Here is a 19,264-nt window from a genome sequence, read left to right as displayed (position 1 = left end):
TGTGTACCCTGGAAACGCGGATATCAAAGCGCGCCGCACGACTCCAGCACGGGAAGCCGTGCGACGCCCCCAACTCATGACCAACCTAGCGACGATTGATCCATGCCTGCATCAACATTTCGCCGGACTTGTCTTGTGCGGATCATGCAGTTCCGGTGGCGTCGCCGTGCCACCATGCTGCTCCAGATACTTGCACGCGTTGATGATGTCGGTGGCCAATGTCATGGCCACGTTGTGATTAATGTGCGGGCGCACCACAACGCGCAGACTGCGCACCGATTCCGCATCAGGCGGCATGCTATAGGCGGAAATCACCCAGCCGCGCTCGCGCACCTTGTTCGAAACGTCGAACTCGTTGAAGTTCTTGATCTTCTTGTCCAGCGTCACCGCAACCACCGGAATACGTTGCGTATCGTTCATGATTGTGAAATAGCCGCTATCGACCAGGCGCTGGCGCAAGGCTATCGCATTATCGAGCGTGCGCTGCATGATGCGGCGATACCCCTCAAAACCTAGGCGCAGGAACTGGTAGTACTGCACTGCCAGCTGGAAAGAATTCCGGCTGAAGTTCAATGTCGCGGTAGGCATTTCACCGCCCAGATAATTGACATAGAACACCAGATCCTCGTTGAAAATCTTGCGTTCCCGGAACACCACCCATCCCAGACCCGGCGGTGTCAGGCCGTACTTGTGCCCCGACGCGTTAATCGACAGCACGCGCGGCAGACGAAAATCCCATTTGTAATCCGGATACAAGAAAGGATTCACAAAGCCCCCGGACGCGCCGTCAATGTGCATAGGCACAGAGACCCCGGTTCTTTTCTCATAGTCATCCAACCAATCGTGAATGCCCTGAATGTCGTCATCCTCGCCCGTGAACGTCTGGCCGGCGATGGCTACCACTGCTATCGTATTCTCATCGACATACTTATCGAGGTCCTCGGCAGTCAGGCAATATTGGCCGGGTTTCAACGGAACGATGCGCGGTTCGACATCGAAATAGCGCAGGAATTTTTTCCAGACGATCTGTACATTCCCGCCTGTCACCATATTGGGACGCGTGGCGTCTTTGCCCTCGCGCTCTCTGCGCTGACGCCAGTTCCATTTATGCGCCAGGCCGGCCAGCATGCATGCCTCGGAGGATCCCACCGTAGCCGTCCCGTACGGCATCGCATCGGCCGGGCCATTCCACAGCCGATGCAGCCACTTCACCATGCGATTTTCCATGGCGAACAACTGCGGGTACATGTCGTGGTCGATATAGTTCTTGAACATGTTTCGCTCGGCCAGGCGCACGGCCTCCGGCTCGGCAAACGTCGTCACGAACGACGACATGTTCAACATGGGATTAGTGTCGATCCACTCGTCGCTGACCACCAGTGCATAAGCGGCGCGGGCGGACATACCGTCCTCCGGAAAATGGTCTTCCGGCACCTCGATATTGAATTGGTCGTACGGTGTCGATAGCAAATTAGATTGGGTCATTCTGGCACCTTTCTAAAGCGCGCAAAGCCGCGCAGACGAGAACACCGGGGCGGACATGCCGTCGTCAGAACGGCATGTCCGCGCACCACGGACGATAAGTAATGCGACAGTGCTACTTCGACTGCGCCTTTTGCTTGGCCTGCTCTTCGAAATGCTTGTCGATGGTCTTGTGCACCTGCTCTTCGACCTGGTCAATGCTGAAACTCGCCGGGCGTTGGCTAGGCGGATACGTCACAAAAGTCTCCAGAAATTCCGATGCCTTCATCGTAGCGATCGCGGTCAAATAGGAGTTCTTGGCCAGCCAGTCGTTGTACTGATCCGAGGTGATGTCCGCCCGCTCGTAGGGGTCCATACGCAGGTTGAAGATCTTCGGCACCCGCAGGCAGACAAAGGGATCCTGCCAGATATTGAAATTCCCCGGCGTGCGCTGTTCGCAGAACACCGCCTTCCAGTTGCCGAAACGCATACCCACCAATTTCCCATCATCATTGAAGTAAAAGAAATCGTCGCGGGCGCTCTTGTCGGTCTTGCCGGTCAGATAAGCGAGTTGGTTATAACCATCCAGATGCACCTTGTAATTGAGCTTGCCATTCGGTGGTGTCCATCCCTTGAGCAGGCGGTCCTTGATATCGGTATCGCCTGTCGCAGCCAGCAGCGTCGGGAACCAATCCAACCCCGAAACGATGCCGCTCTGGATCTTGCCGGCCGGGATCTGCCCCGGCCAGCGAACCATGGCGGGCACACGGAACGCGCCCTCCCAGTTCGAGTCCTTTTCGCTGCGGAACGGTGTCGTGGCGGCATCTGGCCAGGTAAAGGCATTGGGGCCGTTATCCGTCGTGTAAACCACGATCGTGTTGTCGGCAATGCCCATATCGTCCAGCTTCTTCAGCAGCTTGCCCACGTCCTGATCATGCTCCCACATGCCATCGGCATACTCGTTGCCGGGCATCCCGCTCTTGCCACGATACTCGGGGCGCACGTGCGTATAGATATGCATGCGCGTGGTGTTCATCCACACAAAGAACGGCTTGTCGCCCTTGCCGTGCTTGTCGATGTAATCAATCGCTGCGCCGACGGTCTCGTCGTCAATCGTCTCCATGCGCTTTTTGGTCAACGCACCCGTATCCTCGACCTTGCCGTCGGCCGACGCCTTGACTACGCCGCGTGGTGAGAAATTTTTGACATACGGGTCATTGGGATCCTGAGGCCAGTACGGACGTTCGGGTTCTTCTTCGGCATTCAAGTGATACAGGTTGCCGAAAAATTCATCGAAACCGTGATTGGTCGGCAGATACTCATCCCGATCGCCCAAATGGTTCTTGCCGAATTGAGCCGTCACATAGCCGCGTGCCTTCAAGGCCTGGGCAATGGTGATATCGCCCGCTTGCAGCCCGACTGTGGCGCCGGGCGCACCCACTTTGGACAAGCCCGTACGCAATGGCGTCTGGCCCGTGATGAACGACGACCGCCCCGCCGTGCAGCTATTTTCGGCGTAATAGTCGGTGAACATCATGCCTTCCTTGGCGATGCGGTCGATGTTGGGCGTGTGATACCCCATCACCCCATGGCTATAGGCGCTGATATTGGCCTGCCCGATATCGTCACCGAATATCACCAGGATATTGGGCTTCTTGCTGTTGGCATCGCCGGCGCTAGCCTGCTGAGCCTGTGCTTGCCAACCCGCTGCGCAGGCCAGCAAGCCCACAGCGAATATAGCGCCTAACCGTCCGGTCGTACTCATTGCTTACTCCTCTTCATCTGAAACAAAGACCCGCAACAATGCACTTTCATCACTCGGTACGCGCTATATATCCGGCACGCTCGGACTAAAGATGGCTTAACAGAGCCGATCTTAGCTAACTAAAAAATCAATGCGGCAGTTGCCATGACCGTGTCATTACTATCCAACCGGTTCTTGCTGCTGATAGTCGGCACCCAACGCAAACTCAACGACAACGATCGCTCGCCAGGGAGCTTCCTGTCATACGTGACGATGGGACCCAAGGCCCAATCACGTCCTTTGAAACCGTTCAAGCGATCCGCCGTGGGGCCGCTGTCGTTGCCCAACTGCTGTTGGGTCCCAACGATCAAACCGGCGCTCAGGCCGTTGTCGAATTTCCTGCGCGCCATCACGTCCATGCTGAACAGCGGCGCATTGCGATAGTCGGTCGCGCGATTCTTGGTATAGATCTGCAGGCCCGCCACCATGTCGAGCTGCCATTTCGATTCGGGAAAGATCTTGGTATAGGCGACCTGCGGAATGAATGTCCAGTTGTTCAGGCTGGGGTTCGCCATATCGTCTTCGTCATACTTCCCTGTCGGCGCCCAGACATTCAGGCTCAAAGCGATATGCGAAGTTTCGGAAAAGTGATAGCCGGCCACAATGGGCGTGAAGTACAAATCGAACAGGTTCGAGGCGATATCGCTCGTGCTCGCGCCTCGTTGAGAGCCGCTCAATGAGGCTTCGACCTTGGTCCATACGTAGGGGATGGTGATACCGGAGGCAAAATTCCATTTGCCTGTGTCCGTATCCCAGGTCTTAAGCAATGACAGCAGCGTAAAAGAGATCTTGCCGTCCAGGCCCAGCGAGGTCTTGCCCGCAATGGGCACGTCTCGATGGGCACCAATCGACCCGTCAAAATAGATTTGAGTGAGATTGACCGCGGTGATAGGTTCCGGCGCGACGATGCCCGCGTTAGGCAAGACATTAGTACCGGTGATCTGGCGGCCCAGGGCACCTTCGGTAGCCCAACTGGACGTTGACGACAATGCTGCGCCGAGCCCGACGCACGCGATGGTAAGTCTCTTGCACCCTGCCCCGAAATGGCGGGATGGTGCCGTCACACGAACCCACACATTCGAAATGAACTTGCCCCAACCTTTTGCTGCCATCAAGCCCTCCGCTTTAACAACACTGCAAAAAGGCAAACCGCGTCAAATCATGGGCCCGTCGTAACCAAATATAGGCTTGTCGCAAATTGTAGAGTAATTTTTAACAACAATGCCATCGTTTTACTAGTTCTTGGCATTTTGAGACATTCACTACCTCGAATGGGCTGCAGATCAGCCGCCCACAGATTACCGATTCGCAATAAACAGATATTTTCTTGCAGAACATATCGCGCAACATCTCGGCAAGCGCAGCGCTGGCACTGGCGGCTATTCCTTCTCGGACGGGGCCTTGGCGGCGCGACGGCGACGCGGGCCGGCTTGCATCACGAGCTCCAGTTGCCGATCCTTTGTCTGTATCTGTTCACTCAAGGCGTTGATCTGCGCCGACAGTTGCGCCACCGTGCTTTCCCAATGTATTTGCGCCGCCAGCGTGGCCTGCGTGCCCGCCTCCAACTGCGCGGTCAATATTTGCACGGCAGCCTCGGCCTTCATTGCCCGTTGAAGCTGAACGTCCGTATCCGCACGGGCCTGCTCCATCGCCTGCTGATGACGCAACGCCGAGACGTCGGCGGCCTTACGTGCGCGCTCCTGGTCTTCCTGCGCCTTTTTTAACGCTTGCCGCAACTCGTCGACCTCGATCAGCCAACGCCGTTCATGTGCGGCGTGCCGCATTTCGGCGGCTTCCAAGGCCTGCTGTTGCGAGACGTGCGCCTGTTGCGACAACTGCTGCAATGCTGATATCTGATCGTGAGCCGATGCCAGCTCGGCGCTGAGCGCTTTCTCGGTCTGTGCGCTTTCCCGTAATTGTGCCTCGGCAGCCTGCAGACGAGCCTCCGTCGCGGCCGCCTGTGCGTGAGCAGCCTGAGCACTGGTTTGGAGATCCGTTTCTCGAGCTCGCAGCCGGTTTCGGTCTTGCGCGAGCGCCTCGCGATCGGCAGCCAGCGCTTCTTGAGCGTTGGTGAGTTCCCGGCGCTGTGCAGCCGCCTCAGTAGCGCACCCCTCGCGGGCGGCTGCCAAGGCCGTTTCCCAAATTTGCGTCACCGCTTTTGTCACCAGATCGGGAATACCCCTGTCTGCGCTCTGCCCTGACACCAGACGTTCGCCCAGACCGCGAAACCACGCCTTCAGATGAGGCCCCACCGTATTGGGCGAGCCACGCCCGAGATGCAGACGCACCCGCTCGATGGTCGGCTGTTCGCCCGATTGCAGCAGCGCATCTGCTGCTGCCCACACGTCTGCTTCTTGAACGCCTATCGCCATGATGGATCTCTGTTCGCGGCCAGCTTGGCGCTGGCTCCTGTTTCTGGCAAATTAGGGTGGATAATTAAAAGTTATCCGCCCTAATTCAATATTTCTGTATTATTTAATACGTACTACATATTATATAGAACACATTCTATGTTTATGCGAGAAATTCAGTGAAAAATGCGCGATTTGGCCCCTCGCGAGCTGTTGTACAACGCGCCCAGGCTGCTGGAACGCTGCAAGACAGCCTTGGTGCGAGCGACGCATCGATTCAAGCGCTGCTGCGTGAAGGCAGCTCGGAAAACACCCTCGCCGCCTATCGATCAGCCATTCAATATTGGGCGGCCTGGCATCAATTGCGATTGGGTACGCCCTTTCTGCTGCCCGTGCCGGTCAATACGGTGATGCAGTTCATCGCCGATCATGTCGAGCACGTCACGAATCAGGGGCTGGCGCATGACTTGCCTGCTGACGTTGACGCGGCCCTGGTGGCCGCCAGGGTCAAACGCAAACCAGGGCCATTCAAGCTCGCGACGGTCCGCCACCGCCTAGCGGTCCTGTCCGAGGCGCATGAAACGCAAGACCTGCCCAACCCCTGCCGCAGCCGGGCCGTGCAGATGTTGTTGGAGCGCGTGCGCAGCGCCTACGCAAAACGCGGCGACCGCCCGGCGCGCAAAGACGCCTTGACCAAAGAGCCACTGGAACAGCTCCTGGCGACCTGCGACGACTCGCTCATCGGGCTGCGTGATCGCGCCCTGCTGCTGTTTGGATGGGCCAGCGGCGGCCGGCGACGCTCCGAAATCGTACGCGCCACAATAGAAAACACACGCCGCGTCCCCGAGGGATTTCTCTACACGATGGGACACTCCAAGACTAACCAGGAAGGCGTCGAACGCGCCGACAGCTACAAACCCGTGGTAGGCCGCGCGGCGATCGCCTTAGAGGCATGGTTGAGTGCCGCCGGGATCACATCAGGGCCGTTGTTTCGCCGTGTGCGGCGCGGGGGCGTGATCGGCGAGGGATTGGGAGCCGAGGCCGTGCGCAAGATCGTACAGGCGCGTGCCGCCCTGGCCGGGCTGTCCGGAGACTACGCCGCCCATAGCCTGCGGTCGGGCTTTGTCACCGAGGCCGGCCGTCAGGGGCTGCCGCTCGGCGAGACCATGGCGATGACGGGACATGCGAGTGTCGTCAGCGTCGTGGGCTATCACCGGGCCGGGGCGGCCCTATCTGCCAAGGCCGGGCGCTTGCTGGAAAATGATTCCGAGTTCAGCGAGGCCCCTGCCCCTCACCCAGCCGCCAATTCAATCAGCGGCGATTGATTTCACTGCCACCTACAACAACAACTGTATCGCCGGCAAACTCGCATCTGCGTTAAGCAAGACGACTTTCTTTCGTTGTATCCGCCATTGTCCCGCCTCACGAACCAACGTGTGATAGGCGGTGGCCGCCAGCACACGCTGCGTATCGCCTTGCGTTTCCACATACATAAACGGAGTGCGTGTGTGGAACTTGCCGGACGATTCGTCGGCATCGATGACCGCAGGCGCCTGCAACACCCGCAGCCCTCGCACCGCCGGATGCAGCGAATGAGCGCGCGGATTGGCATATCGCTGCACGCGCAGGCGCAAAAGCAATAAGTCCTCGTACAACAAAGCCGGGGACTCGTCCGGTGGCGTGGAGTCTGTCACACCGTCGTCAGGAGATAGCGGCATCCAGTACAAACCGTCTTGCGTGAACAACGACAGCCACGCCTCATACTGCCGCGTATCGAGCAGCATCGCCTCGTGATACACGAAGTTGGTCAATGAGGCATGCGCAGCTGCGGTCTCCAATGCTGTTGGCGCAATGACCTGATTCACGATCGGCTCTCCATCCGCAATAGCCTGACTCATGACGCATCCTCCATCAGCCCCAGCCACCCGCGATGTTGATTGCGAATCACCAGTTCATTATTGCCGCTGTCTAACGAAACAGCGCTCGCGTCGATCTCGCCCTCGCGGTAGCCACGATGCAGGCTCAGCCATTCGTTACCCAAGCATTGCAGCCCCTGCTGCTGGCTCTCGAACAAATGCACATCATCATGCGCCACCACTGACATGGGCGAAAACACCAGCCGCGCGTACGACGAAGCGCGTTGGCGCAATCTGGCCGACGCGTTTTTTGGCGCAAAGGCCCACACTTCGATCAAGGTCTCATTCACCGACAACGGACGGATGACGCGCAACACCATCGGCGAGGCTTTCGCAGCCAGGCTCGGGTAAAACACGGTGTTCTGCGGCGAGAAACTGAGAATGCGCTCGGCCTCGTCCTTGCCATAATGGGACTCCAGCGAGGCCTGATAATCCGGCAACGGTGCATAGCCCGTGTGAATACTGAACTTCGTGCCCAGAATGCTATGGCCGTGCGGCAGCACGCGAGCGCCCATTTCCGAATAGAAACTGTAGCCCGCGCCAAACGGCAGTAATTGTTCCATCGCCAAAACGGTATCGCTGCCCTCAGGCAAGTGTTCGCTGACATGTTTGGCCGCGCTGGCTGCGGACTCGTGGGTGGAGATCGGATGCACGGTATCGTTCACGTTCTCCAGATAGAGTTTCCAGTTGCAGCGAATGATGTTGCGCAGCGGTTTACCCAACACCTCTACCCCACCCTCCGGCGCACGGGCGATGATGTTGTCCAGTGTGGCCAGCGCCTCGCCAAAATAGGACTCGAAATCCGGCCCCTCATCACTGAGGCGCACAAACACAAAACCTTTGTAATTGATCGTCGCGCCGGGGCTGGATAAGCCTTTCCCGGAAGGGCAGCTCGACAGTTGCGTGCCCTCGTAGTCATTTTTCAGGGGAACGGACAACAACGAACCATCGAGCTTGTAGGTCCACGCGTGATAAGGGCAACGCAGGAATTTCCCACAATTCCCCTGACGCTCGTGTACCAGTTGACTGCCCTTGTGTGCGCACCGGTTCATCAACGAGACCACCTCGGCGGCGCTTTTGCGCAGCATGATCAGCGACTGCCCGACGATATCGATCGTGGTGTAGTCGCCGACGTTCGGTATCTGGCTCTCGTGTCCCAGATACACCCAGGCACGCGTCCATAGGCGCTCGACTTCGGTCCGATAGAGATCGGGATCCACGTATAGATCCCGGTGTACACGATCCGGCTCGATCAGAGATCGCAGTGGTGTCGTGGATGAGAACTCACGCATTGGTTGCTCCGGATAACCCGGTACGTTGCCGGGAACAGAAATGGATCCAGCCGCGAAACTATACGGCTGGGGGATAAACGCGAGTGACGGCTTGGCGGCACAACTCCTGAGCCGTGATCTAGGCAGCCGCACGCTGTACGGCAGGCGTTGCGTGCAACGCAGCGTCTGCATCCCGGACCGCGGGCCTCCATGCCTGGGCAGCAGAATCTGGCGGAACTGCCGCGATCAGTGCGCGGGTATAGGGATGGCTGGGTTGCTCGAACACCTCATCAGTCGGTCCCTGTTCGACGATGCGGCCTTTGTGCAGCACCAGCACACGCGTACAGAGATAGCGCACCACGGCCAGGTCGTGCGATACGAACACCAGCGCAATCCCCAGCTCTTGTTTCAGTTGCAGCAACAGATTCAGGATCAAGGCTTGCACCGAGACATCGAGGCCGGACACGATTTCATCGGCCACAATCATCCGTGGCGTCACGCACAGGGCGCGGGCGATGTTGACGCGCTGCTTCTGTCCACCCGATAGCTGCGACGGTAGCCGGTCCACCGCCTCGGGCGGCAGGCCCACCGAGGCCAGCAATTGCTGCGCAATCTGGTTGCGGTCTTGAGTGGCGGCACCCGCACGCAGGCGGGCCTGTTGACTGACCTCCAGGATCTGCGTGACGAGGGAGCCAACACGACGCCGGGGATTCAATGCCGAATCGGGGTTCTGAAACACCAATTGCACATCGCGCGGATCTGCCAGGGGAATGTTCGTCCCGAGCCGCCTGTTGCCGCTGGCGGAACCGGGGTACTCAATCTGCCCCGCTGTCGGCGCGACCATGCCGGCCATCAGGCGCGCAAGGCTTGTTTTGCCACTGCCGCTCTCGCCGACGATGCCAAGAAATTCGCCCTGCTCAACGTGGACACTCAAGGGTTCCAATATCTGGATGGACTCGCTGGACCGGAACAAACGAGCCGGACCGGGATAGCAGAGCGCGACATCGCGCAATTGCACGACGGACGACCTACTGCCGGGTGGCGGGCCGCTACGTAATGCCGCGAGCGCATCGATGCCATCGGCCTCGTTGACCGGCCAGGCAGGAATATGATCCAGGCACCGCGCGGCGCGCCCATCCTCTCGCGATGACAATGCAGGATGATGCGTGGCGCAGCCGTCCTGGCGTATCGGGCAGCGCGAGACAAAGCGGCAGCCTTGGATGCGCGCAAAATCTTTCAACCCCGGCATGAAATCCGGCAAGGCCTGCAGCAGCCGGGTCGATTTCCCCATCCCTGGAGCGGACTCTTTCAGGCTGCGCGTATAGGGATGCAAGGGCGCGTCCAGCACTTGCCGCGCCGCCCCCAGCTCGACGATCTCGCCCGCGTACAGCACTGCAATCGAATCACACACATGTGCAGCCAAGCGCAAATCGTGCGTCACCAGCACTACCGCCGTCTTGTGTCGCCTTTGCTGTTCGGCCAGCACCTGCATGATCTGCGCCTGCGTAATCACATCCAGCGCCGTGGTAGGCTCGTCGGCAAAGATCAATGCAGGGTCGCCGCAGAATGCCATCGCAATCAGGATGCGCTGACATTGACCGCCCGACATCTGATGCGGATAGCGTGCCAGCATGGCTTTCGCATCGGTCAGTCCGACCTCGGCCAGCCGCGAGCTGGCATAGCTTTCCCGCTGCGCGGCGGGAATCCCCACATGGCGCAGGTGCTCGAAAAGCTGTTGGCGGACGGTCAGCGCCGGATTCAGACCCGACAGCGGCTCCTGCGGAATAAAAGCGATCTGCCGCCCCAGCAGTTCGCGGCGTCGAGCGGGCTTGATCTGATTGAGATCCTGCCCTTTGAATGTGAGCACCCCTTGGCTGATGCGAAAACCCGCGGGGATGGTACCCGCGACCATCCGGCCGATCATGCTTTTCCCCGCGCCGGACTCCCCGACCAGGCCCAGCATCTGCCCCTCCGGGACACTGAGCGTGATATCGCGCAGCACATCGGCGGGCGCGGTGTTGCCGGCATCGTCCAGCGCAACATCCACGGTCAAGGTCAAATGGCTCAATTGCAATAAGGACATGGGTTCAGTTCCTCGCACGCTGACGCGGATCCAGCGCTCGCCGCAGTCCGTCACTGAGCAGATTGAATCCGAAGACCGTCAACACGATGCCGACGACCGGCGCAATCAATGTCCAGATGGCCTCCTGCATCGTGCTGCGGGCATCGGCGATCATGACGCCCCAGGCGACCACATCGGCAGGCACCGACAGACCAACAAAGCTCAAAATCGCTTCGACAATGATGGCAATACCGATCTGCAGACTGAACAAGGTCAGAATCAGCGGAACGAGTCCAGGCAGCATCTCGCGCAGAATCACGCGCAAATGGCCGAATCCCATCAAGCGCGCAGCGGTGACGTAGTCATTGCGCCGGATTTTCAAGGCCTCGGCGCGCACGACCCGGCAAAACCGCGTCCAGTCCACCAAGATGATCGACAGGATCACATTCCCTACCCCAGTCCCCAGGCCCACCATCAGGATCAACGACAGCACAACCGGCGGAAAGGACATCCACAGATCGACCAGATACCCAATGGCGCGATCGACACGGCCACCGAAATAGGCGGCAATCAGCGCCAGCACACAGCCGGCCAGCGTGGCGCCGGTCGCGGCGCACAGCCCCACCCATAGCGCAATGCGGGTGCCAAAAATCAATCGCGACAATACACAGCGCCCCAGGCTGTCGGTACCTAGCGGGAACTGCGCCATGCCATCGGCCGCCCAGGCTGGAGGCAGCAGTGGCGACAATAGATCCTGTTCCAGCGGGTCATTGGGCGCAATGTAGGGCGCAAATATGGCGATCAGGACCAGCACCAGCACGATTGCCCCGCCGATGGTCGCCTTGGGCGATGCGCGCATTGCCGCCTTCAGCGGAGACAAACCCGTACGCCACGGGCGCGTAGAGATAGGCAAAGTCGACATCAGCTCGTTCTCAGGCGGGGATCAATGACGGCATATAGACAATCAACACTGGCGTTGATCAGCAGAATGACTGCGCAAAACACCAGCGAAATCCCCTGGATCAAGGGCAAATCATGGTTGCGAACGGCCTGCACCATCATGTTGCCGAGTCCTGGAAATGAAAAAATCATTTCGATCAGCAAAGTGCCACCGAACAGAAAACCAAACTGCACGCCGATGAGCGTCAAGGTAGGCAGGAATGCATTACGCAACATGTGGCGCAAGATCACGCGCCATTCCGGCTGGCCACGCAAACGCGCGACCGTGACGTACTGTTCATGACTGACTTCCAGCAAGCTGGCGCGCAATACACGCACAATCAGTGGACTGAAACCCAGGGCCAATGCGGTAGCCGGCAAAATCAGATGCGACAAAGCGTCCACCCAATTCCCCAACTGACCACGCAGCAAAAAATCGACGAGCACAAATCCCGTCGGACCCGCCGCGACCACATCAGAACTGAAACGCCCTGAAAACGGCAGCACCGGCCAGTACACGCCGAACCCCAGCATCAGAAAAATGCCCCACAGAAAGCCGGGGATCGAGATCAACAGCACCAGGCCTGCGTCAGCCACCAGTTCACCACGCCGGTCGTGCAGCACATACAGCAACAATCCGCCCGGCACGCTGATCAACAGCGCCAGGAACAGCGCCACGAACGACAGCTCCAGCGTGGCGGGCAAGGTATGGGCAATGAGCTGCGTGACAGGAACCCCGGAACTGATAGACCGGCCCAGATCACCCTGCAATACGTGCCCCAGCCAGATGCCATACTGCACCAGCAACGATCGATCCAATCCCATCGCGTGGCGTAGCGCCTCGACCTCGGCATTCGTCGCATTCGGCGGTAGCATCATGCCCAGCGGATCGGCGGGCAGCAGACGCAGCACGATAAACACGACGACCGACAAGGCCAGCATGGTGGGCACCGCCACCATCAGCCGGCGTGTGAAATGGGACAGCAGCGCAGCCAGCATCACTTGCTCCAGCGGTATTCGGCGGGCAGGATGTAGGCGGTCTGGTAAACCTTGATGTCGAGGTTTTTCTTGTAGGCGATGGTCGCCACCGACTGCAGCAACGGCAGGCTCCAGGCATGTTCGGTGGACTCGCGTGCCAGGGCTTGATAGCCCTCGAAACGCTTGGCAGGATCGCCCAAGGCAGCCAGATCATCAATCGTCTTGGCCAGCGCAGGCTCTTTCCAGGTAGAGAAACGCAGGCGTGGATCGAGGATTTTGCCTGCGAAAATTTCAGGATCGCCAGTCGCATTGGCCCAGCTATACAGCATGACACCAGGCACCTTGGACGAATGGCTCAGTTCCAGATATTTCGCCAGCGTGATCTCCTGCAAATCGGCTTGCACTCCGATCTGCGACCACATCTGCACGATGGCCCGGGCCATTTCGTAGTCGCTCGGAAAGGCGTTGTTGGTCGAGAGGAACTGGATTTTCAGGGGCTTGTCGGGGCCGTAGCCTGCGCGGGCGAGTTCTTCTTGAGCAGCCTTCTTGTCGAATTTGAATTCATAACCCGGCACATCGCCAGGGGATCCGGGCGTAGCCAGCACCGAGATGGGCTTGGCCACGTTGCCGTAAAACGCCTTGGAAATGGCCTGTTTATTGATCGCCATGTGCAGAGCACGCCGGACGTGCTCATTCTGAAACGCCTCCACGTAGCTCGGCATCTGCAAAATGAAAATCTCGCTATAGGGATAAATCTTGGCCGTGAGGTTGGCATTTTTTGCCAGACGGTTCACTTCGCGCAGCGGGATCTGCACCGATACATCTGCCCTGCCCGACTCCAGCATGGCTACGCGGGCCGAGGCGTCCGGCACAAATTCGAACACCACACGCTTGATGGCAGGCTTGGGGCCCCAATACTTGTCATAGGCCTCGAGAATCACGCGCGAACCGCGCTCGTAGCGCACGATCTTGTACGGGCCGGCGCCGATCGGGTTCGCTTGAAAAGCGTCCTCGCCCACACGCTCGATGTAGGCCTTGGGCAAGATATACGAAGTCAGGAACCCCAGGTAATTCGGCGCCGTGGGCGTCGGCGTCGTAAAGACCATCGTGGCCTCGGTCGGGCTGGCGACCTCGATGTCTTTCAATGAACCAAAGAACCCATTGATCGCGAGCTTTTTGTCTTTCTTGGGCCGGTCAAAAAAACTGTACTTGAAATCCTCGGTCGTGAGCTTGCTGCCGTCATGAAAGGTCACGTCGTCGCGCAGTTCAACCGTCAGCCGCGTGTTCTTGTCATCAGCCCATTTCCAGCTTTTGATTAACGACGGCTGCAGTTTCAGATCGCCATCAATGAACAGTGGCGAATCGAACACCGCCTTGTACACCGACTGTCCCGCCGGAAAGGTGACCGCCGTCGGGTCCCAGGATGGCACGTCGACGGGATAGACGATTTTCAGTTCTTCTTCGGCCGCGGGCGTCTGGGCCTGGGCAACGCTTGCCGCCAGGCTGGCACAGGTGACGAACAAACAAGATGCCAGAGACCTGGCAGACCATCTTACCAACCTCGCGATACTCATACGGCCTCCGATGCCGGAATGATTTCGGGAGCCCCAATCTGGGCATGGAAAAGAATATATTGTTTTGAATTTAAACACGATTAGTTGAGCTTTAAACTAATTATTTACCCTAACTTCATCTACTTACCATCATCAAAAGAGTATATTTCTAGAACAAACCGAGGCCTGGCGATGGGACAATTACACGAACGATTGAATTGGGATACGGCGTCTGGGCAGATCCTGGATGCCGATCGCCGCTACGTCATGATGCGAGCGGATGTGCTGATGGGGCTGTTCACCGCCCTGCCCGCCGCCGACCGGCAACGCGCCTTCGAGAGCCTGCGTGCGTCGGTCCGGAACCGAGGCGGCGCATCGGCTCGTGCTTATCGGGCGAGCGGGACGGCAGACACCGAGGCTTTTTTGCAAGTCATGGCAGAATCCGCTGCAGATCTAGGCTGGGGCGTGTGGCGATTTGATTGGACACCTGCAGAGGCGCTGACGTTGACCGTACACAATAGCCCGTTCGCCAGTGCTGCCGGATCAAGCGACGCCCCGGTCTGCCACGCCATTGCGGGTATGCTCGAGGCCGTGACGGCGCTCGTGCTGGGCAAAGCCGCAAGCGTGCATGAAACACAGTGTGCGTGCATGGGGGCGTCACAGTGCGTCTTTCAGGCACAAACCGATTAGGAACGTCTACGGTCTGCTGCCTTTTGCGCTTTCCTGACGGGGTGTGGCCTAGTGTAAAAATGGCAGTGGACATGACGACAACAACACATAGCAAAACCCCGCGCAAACCCAATCTGCGCGAACGCGTCTACGGTATTGTGCGAGAGCGCATCCAGATGGGACAGATCCGTCTGGAAGACCGTCTCGTTGACCATGACATCGCTTGCGAGCTGCATGTCTCGCGCATGCCTGTGCGCGAGGCTCTCATGCAATTGACCAGCGAGGGCCTGCTCGAGGGCACCGCACGCGGATTTGTGTTGCGCCGTTATACGCTCGCGCAGATGAACGAAATCTTTGAAATCCGCACCTTGCTGGAGCCGCCGGCAGCGGCCTCGGCGTCGCTGCATGCGCAGCCTAAAGGCCTGGCAGAAATGGGCGCGTCGTTAGAAAAGGCGCAACATGCCCACGAGACTGGCGACATCGATGAATTCATGCGCGATAACGCGCGTTTTCGATGGGCCTGGCTGACCATGGTGCCCAATCGCCAATTGGCCGACGCCATCTCGAGGTATATCGATCATGTTCAAGTCGTGCGTTTGATGACGATGGATGATTCCGAGGTACGGGAACTCATTCTGGATGGCATGCAGGGGTTGTATCAGGCGTTTCTATCCGGCGATGCGGAATTGGTGCGTACCCGCATGCTGACGCATGCGCGGGCGGCGGCCGCATGTTATTACAACGCCTACCAGCAGCGTTTAGAACGCGGCAGTTGAGCCGGCCGTTGCTTGCGACGCCTGCAACTCTGCTGGCAGGTGCGCTTTCATGATGTCGATAAACCTGCGCAGCCTGACAGGTTGCAAACGGGACGGCGCATAAATCAGATGCACAGGCAGCGGCTCCGCCATCCATTCGGGGACGAGGTGAACGAGCTTGCCCGCGGTCAAGTCCTGTACCAACGCCCAGGACGAGGCCGCCCCTGCCCCCAAGCCTAATCGCATGGCCTTTGCTACCGCACGCAGACCGTCCGTCGACAGCCGCGGCGCGATTTCCACACGGACGCGTTCGCCCGTTTGGCGGTGGATCAACTCAATGTCTTCGCGGTAGAACGTACGCAACGCCACCCATGGCAGATCCGTCAGTTCGCTAGGGTGTTCAGGCACGGTACGCCCTTGCAATAATGCCGGTGCGCACGCGACCAGACGCGGGACTTCTCCCAGCTTGATGGCGACTAGCGACGGATCTAGCACATGCCCTACCCGAATCGCGCAATCGATATTTTCGCCAATGAAGTCAGGCAGGCGATCATGCAACAACCATTCGACCCGCATGTCGGGATAGCGGCTCAGATAATCGGCCAACGGCTCGATGAACTGGTCCTGGCCAAATGCATGGGGCGCCACGACACGCAACGTGCCGGCGGGCTGCTGGCTCGCGCCATGCACATCGCCTTCCAGCGTCTGCCAGGCTTTCAGGAGTTCCAGCGCGCGCTCGTAACAGCGCTGCCCTTCCTCTGTCAGGCCCATCGCATGGGTAGAGCGCTGAATCAACCGAACGCCGAACGCGCGTTCCAGCGCCTGCAGACGGCGGCTCACCGTGGGCTGTGTCGCGCCCATTTGCGCCGCCGCCGCAGACAGGCTGCCCGCCTCGACAATGCGGACGAAGGTTTCCAGCAATTGGAAGCGGTCTGCCCCGAAGATAGGTTCTTTCATACGTTTATCGTATAACCGTTCTGCATTTTAGGCCACTACCAATACGTATCATGCAAGTCCAGAATGCCGCCATGCCCTTCGAACCGGGTATTCACACGGGAAAATCATCATGTCGGCCACTACCAGTCATTCCATTTCTTCTCCTGCCCAACCGGGCCTGTCGAGCAGTCGCGTGCTGTTGCTCGCGACGGGTGCAGGGCTCGCAGTCGCCTCGCTGTATTACAACCAACCCATGCTGGGGATTCTGGGCAACGATTTCGGCGCAGAGGATGCCACGCTGGGCTGGATCCCGGCGCTGACGCAATTAGGCTACGCGGTAGGTATCTTGTTGTTGGCGCCGCTGGGTGATCGTTATGACCGCAAACGCATCATGCTGGGCAAGATCGCGGCGCTGGCCTTGGCGCTGTTGCTCGCGGCACTGGCCCCAGGCATGGGCACCTTGTTAGCGGCCAGTTTCGCCGTCGGCCTGGCGGCCACGCTCGCTCAGGACATCGTGCCGGCCGCGGCCACCCTGGCGCCTGCCGAACATCGAGGCCGTATCGTCGGCTCGGTCATGACAGGGCTGCTCTTGGGTATCTTGTTGTCGCGGGTGGTCAGCGGACTGGTGGCCGAGCAGTTTGGCTGGCGCGCCATGTTCATGGCGGCTGCCGTGGCCATCGTCGTATTGGGGGCCGCGCTATCACGGGGCTTGCCCAGTTTTGCACCGACGACCACCCTGCCCTATGGCGCCTTGCTGAGTTCGCTCGGCTCGTTGTGGCGGCAGTATGGCGAGTTGCGCCGCGCGGTGTTCGCACAGGGCTTGTTGTCTCTGGCCTTCAGCGCGTTCTGGTCCACCTTGGCCGTCATGTTGCACGCTGCGCCCTTTCATCTCGGTGCGGGGGCGGCAGGTGCGTTCGGCCTGGCCGGAGCCGCCGGCGCGTTGGCAGCCCCATTGGCCGGACGCGCAGCAGACCGCCACGGCCCGGCCGTGGTGAGCCGTCGTGGAGCCTTGTTGGCAGCGGTTTCGTTTGCGCTGATGGCCGTTGTCCCGATGTTGCCTGCGCAAGCAGCACTGGTGCTGATCGCGGTGAGCACGATTGGCTTTGACCTGGGCATTCAGATGTCATTGATCGCACATCAAAGCCTGGTCTATAGCCTGGACCCCGCCGCACGCAGCCGATTGAACGCCGTATTGATGGTAGGCATGTTCATCGGCATGGCGGCTGGCGGAGCATTGGGCAGCGTGGCGCTGGCTCACTATGGCTGGATCGGGGTTGTCGTATTGGCTACGGTTGCCTCGTTGGGAGCGCTGGCGTTGAGACTGATGCGGTCGGGCGCTTTGACTCCCGCACAAGCGTGATCGTCGAGCCGGCTGGATAGCAGCAGCGATACGGCGCGCCCAGCTATCTCACGGCACGCGACTTGCTGAATGTGGTGATGTGCCGCGATCTTGCGCCACATCACCACTTGGAGAAATTCATGGCTGAGAAAACCCTGCAAGACTTGTTCGTGCATGAGCTATCCGATATCTACAATGCCGAAAAGCAACTCACCAAGGCACTGCCCAAATTGGCCCGCGCGTCAGAGGATCCCGAGCTTGCCAAGGCCTTTACCAATCACCTCGAGGAAACGCAAGGCCAGGTCGAGCGTATCGACCAGATTGTCGAAGTCCTGGGCATACGCCTCAAACGCATCAAATGCGCCGCGATGGAGGGTCTGGTCGAAGAAGGCCGTGACATCATTGACGAGATAAAAAAAGGCCCAGTCCTGGATGCTGCGCTGATTGGCGCTGCACAGAAAGTGGAACACTACGAGATTGCCAGCTACGGCACGCTATGCACCTTTGCCGATCAGTTGGGCCACAAAGAAGCGGTGAAACTCCTGAAGGAGACATTAGCCGAGGAGAAAGGCGCCGATGAAAAACTCAATACCCTGGCGCTGCGCCGCGCCAACGAAAAAGCCGCACAAAAAAGTGCAGCTTGAGATTGGACTGGCCGAGTCGATACGTAATTAAAAATCATCCGATGGGACCCGGTGCATCCGGGGCCCATCGGTTTTCGGTTTTGTCGAGCCGGCGTCGGGTTCGGCTCTTGTCTATGACTGACTACTGTGGTTCTCGCGTGCTTGCTCCAGCTGAACTCGCATTCGTTTTACCGCCGCGTAGACTTCGACATCAGGCACGCCGTGATCACCGCGCCGACTACGGCTGCTACCGCTATGGATTCCCACGCATGGCGATGCGCGCAACGATCTGCTGCTCGGGAAAAATGCCTGATTCCGGCGCCTGCGGCATCCTGCCAATCTGACGCACGCGAACTGGCCGCATCCCATTCACGTTTTAAACGATCGCGTCCGGCCTCGACGTCCGCGCCACCGAATGCTGCAGTCCGGCGCAGCAGCTCTTCGGTGCTATGCACCAATTTGCTCAGTGTGCCACTGTCATGATCGCGGGTGTCGTCGCTGTGATGCTGCTTATGCATATCGCCTCCTGATCCGTCTCTGCACGCGCAGAATGCCGTGCTTGGCCTCATGCGCCGCAAGTCCCGTGCCAGGGATTGCAGCTATCGCA

Annotated in this window: 17 protein-coding genes; 5 read left to right on the top strand and 12 right to left on the bottom strand. The window is 59.1% G+C overall.

Going from position 1 to position 19,264, the window contains the following annotated elements:
* Nucleotides 1-111: 111 nt before the first annotated feature.
* From ACYVI2_RS23520 to ACYVI2_RS23505, 4 genes are all read right to left on the bottom strand, one after another.
* Nucleotides 112-1,485 carry a glutamate decarboxylase gene (locus tag ACYVI2_RS23520; protein ID WP_415816786.1) on the bottom strand — a complete coding sequence of 458 codons (1,374 nt, stop codon included), beginning with the start codon at nt 1,483-1,485 and terminating at the stop codon, nt 112-114.
* Between the two features lie 112 nt (nt 1,486-1,597).
* On the bottom strand, nt 1,598-3,226 hold the full coding sequence (locus ACYVI2_RS23515) for an arylsulfatase (protein ID WP_415816784.1): 1,629 nt from the start codon (nt 3,224-3,226) through the stop codon (nt 1,598-1,600).
* A gap of 119 nt (nt 3,227-3,345) precedes the next feature.
* A complete protein-coding gene (locus tag ACYVI2_RS23510; RefSeq protein WP_415816782.1) occupies nt 3,346-4,377 on the bottom strand; it encodes a SphA family protein in 1,032 nt (343 codons plus the stop codon).
* A gap of 267 nt (nt 4,378-4,644) precedes the next feature.
* Entirely contained in the window at nt 4,645-5,637 is a 993-nt protein-coding gene (locus ACYVI2_RS23505; RefSeq protein WP_415816780.1) for a DNA-binding protein, read from the bottom strand.
* Nucleotides 5,638-5,900: 263 nt separating this feature from the next.
* On the opposite strand from ACYVI2_RS23505, the gene ACYVI2_RS23500 reads away from it, so the two are divergent.
* Entirely contained in the window at nt 5,901-6,941 is a 1,041-nt protein-coding gene (locus tag ACYVI2_RS23500; protein WP_415817133.1) for a site-specific integrase, read from the top strand.
* A gap of 12 nt (nt 6,942-6,953) precedes the next feature.
* On the opposite strand, the gene ACYVI2_RS23495 is transcribed toward ACYVI2_RS23500, so the two are convergent.
* The 6 genes from ACYVI2_RS23495 to ACYVI2_RS23470 form a co-directional block, all read right to left on the bottom strand.
* A complete protein-coding gene (locus ACYVI2_RS23495; RefSeq protein WP_415816778.1) occupies nt 6,954-7,514 on the bottom strand; it encodes an aromatic-ring-hydroxylating dioxygenase subunit beta in 561 nt (186 codons plus the stop codon).
* On the bottom strand, nt 7,511-8,824 hold the full coding sequence (locus ACYVI2_RS23490) for an aromatic ring-hydroxylating dioxygenase subunit alpha (protein ID WP_415816776.1): 1,314 nt from the start codon (nt 8,822-8,824) through the stop codon (nt 7,511-7,513). The genes ACYVI2_RS23495 and ACYVI2_RS23490 overlap by 4 nt, the downstream gene beginning before the upstream one ends.
* Before the next feature lie 118 nt (nt 8,825-8,942).
* A complete protein-coding gene (locus ACYVI2_RS23485) occupies nt 8,943-10,886 on the bottom strand; it encodes a dipeptide ABC transporter ATP-binding protein (RefSeq protein ID WP_415816774.1) in 1,944 nt (647 codons plus the stop codon).
* Between the two features lie 4 nt (nt 10,887-10,890).
* Complete coding sequence (locus tag ACYVI2_RS23480; RefSeq protein ID WP_415816772.1) at nt 10,891-11,787, bottom strand: ABC transporter permease; 897 nt, start codon at nt 11,785-11,787, stop codon at nt 10,891-10,893.
* The gene (locus ACYVI2_RS23475) at nt 11,787-12,803 is read right to left on the bottom strand and encodes an ABC transporter permease (protein WP_415816770.1); all 1,017 of its coding nucleotides are present in this window, start codon (nt 12,801-12,803) and stop codon (nt 11,787-11,789) included. Before ACYVI2_RS23475 ends, ACYVI2_RS23480 begins: the two co-directional genes overlap by 1 nt.
* A complete protein-coding gene (locus tag ACYVI2_RS23470) occupies nt 12,803-14,305 on the bottom strand; it encodes an ABC transporter substrate-binding protein (RefSeq protein ID WP_415816768.1) in 1,503 nt (500 codons plus the stop codon). Before ACYVI2_RS23470 ends, ACYVI2_RS23475 begins: the two co-directional genes overlap by 1 nt.
* Nucleotides 14,306-14,527: 222 nt before the next feature.
* Between ACYVI2_RS23470 and ACYVI2_RS23465 the strand changes: the two genes are divergently transcribed.
* Together ACYVI2_RS23465 and ACYVI2_RS23460 are read left to right on the top strand one after the other, a co-directional pair.
* A complete protein-coding gene (locus ACYVI2_RS23465) occupies nt 14,528-15,025 on the top strand; it encodes a V4R domain-containing protein (RefSeq protein WP_415816767.1) in 498 nt (165 codons plus the stop codon).
* Between the two features lie 71 nt (nt 15,026-15,096).
* Nucleotides 15,097-15,780, top strand: coding sequence for a GntR family transcriptional regulator (locus tag ACYVI2_RS23460; protein WP_415816765.1), 684 nt, complete (start codon nt 15,097-15,099; stop codon nt 15,778-15,780).
* On the opposite strand, the gene ACYVI2_RS23455 is transcribed toward ACYVI2_RS23460, so the two are convergent.
* The gene (locus ACYVI2_RS23455; RefSeq protein ID WP_415816763.1) at nt 15,763-16,716 is read right to left on the bottom strand and encodes a LysR family transcriptional regulator; all 954 of its coding nucleotides are present in this window, start codon (nt 16,714-16,716) and stop codon (nt 15,763-15,765) included. The two genes, ACYVI2_RS23460 and ACYVI2_RS23455, sit on opposite strands and share 18 nt — an antisense overlap.
* A 109-nt stretch (nt 16,717-16,825) precedes the next feature.
* Between ACYVI2_RS23455 and ACYVI2_RS23450 the strand changes: the two genes are divergently transcribed.
* Both ACYVI2_RS23450 and ACYVI2_RS23445 read left to right on the top strand, forming a co-directional pair.
* Complete coding sequence (locus ACYVI2_RS23450) at nt 16,826-18,055, top strand: MFS transporter (protein WP_415816761.1); 1,230 nt, start codon at nt 16,826-16,828, stop codon at nt 18,053-18,055.
* Nucleotides 18,056-18,174: 119 nt separating this feature from the next.
* Nucleotides 18,175-18,678, top strand: coding sequence for a YciE/YciF ferroxidase family protein (locus tag ACYVI2_RS23445; protein WP_415816759.1), 504 nt, complete (start codon nt 18,175-18,177; stop codon nt 18,676-18,678).
* Between the two features lie 167 nt (nt 18,679-18,845).
* On the opposite strand, the gene ACYVI2_RS23440 is transcribed toward ACYVI2_RS23445, so the two are convergent.
* Complete coding sequence (locus ACYVI2_RS23440; protein ID WP_415816757.1) at nt 18,846-19,175, bottom strand: glycine zipper domain-containing protein; 330 nt, start codon at nt 19,173-19,175, stop codon at nt 18,846-18,848.
* Between the last annotated feature and the right edge of the window lie 89 nt (nt 19,176-19,264).

The sequence above is a fragment of the Bordetella tumbae genome, from assembly GCF_054780995.1.
The sequence above is the reverse complement of the archived record's forward strand: the minus strand, read 5'-3'. Positions and strand labels throughout refer to the sequence as shown.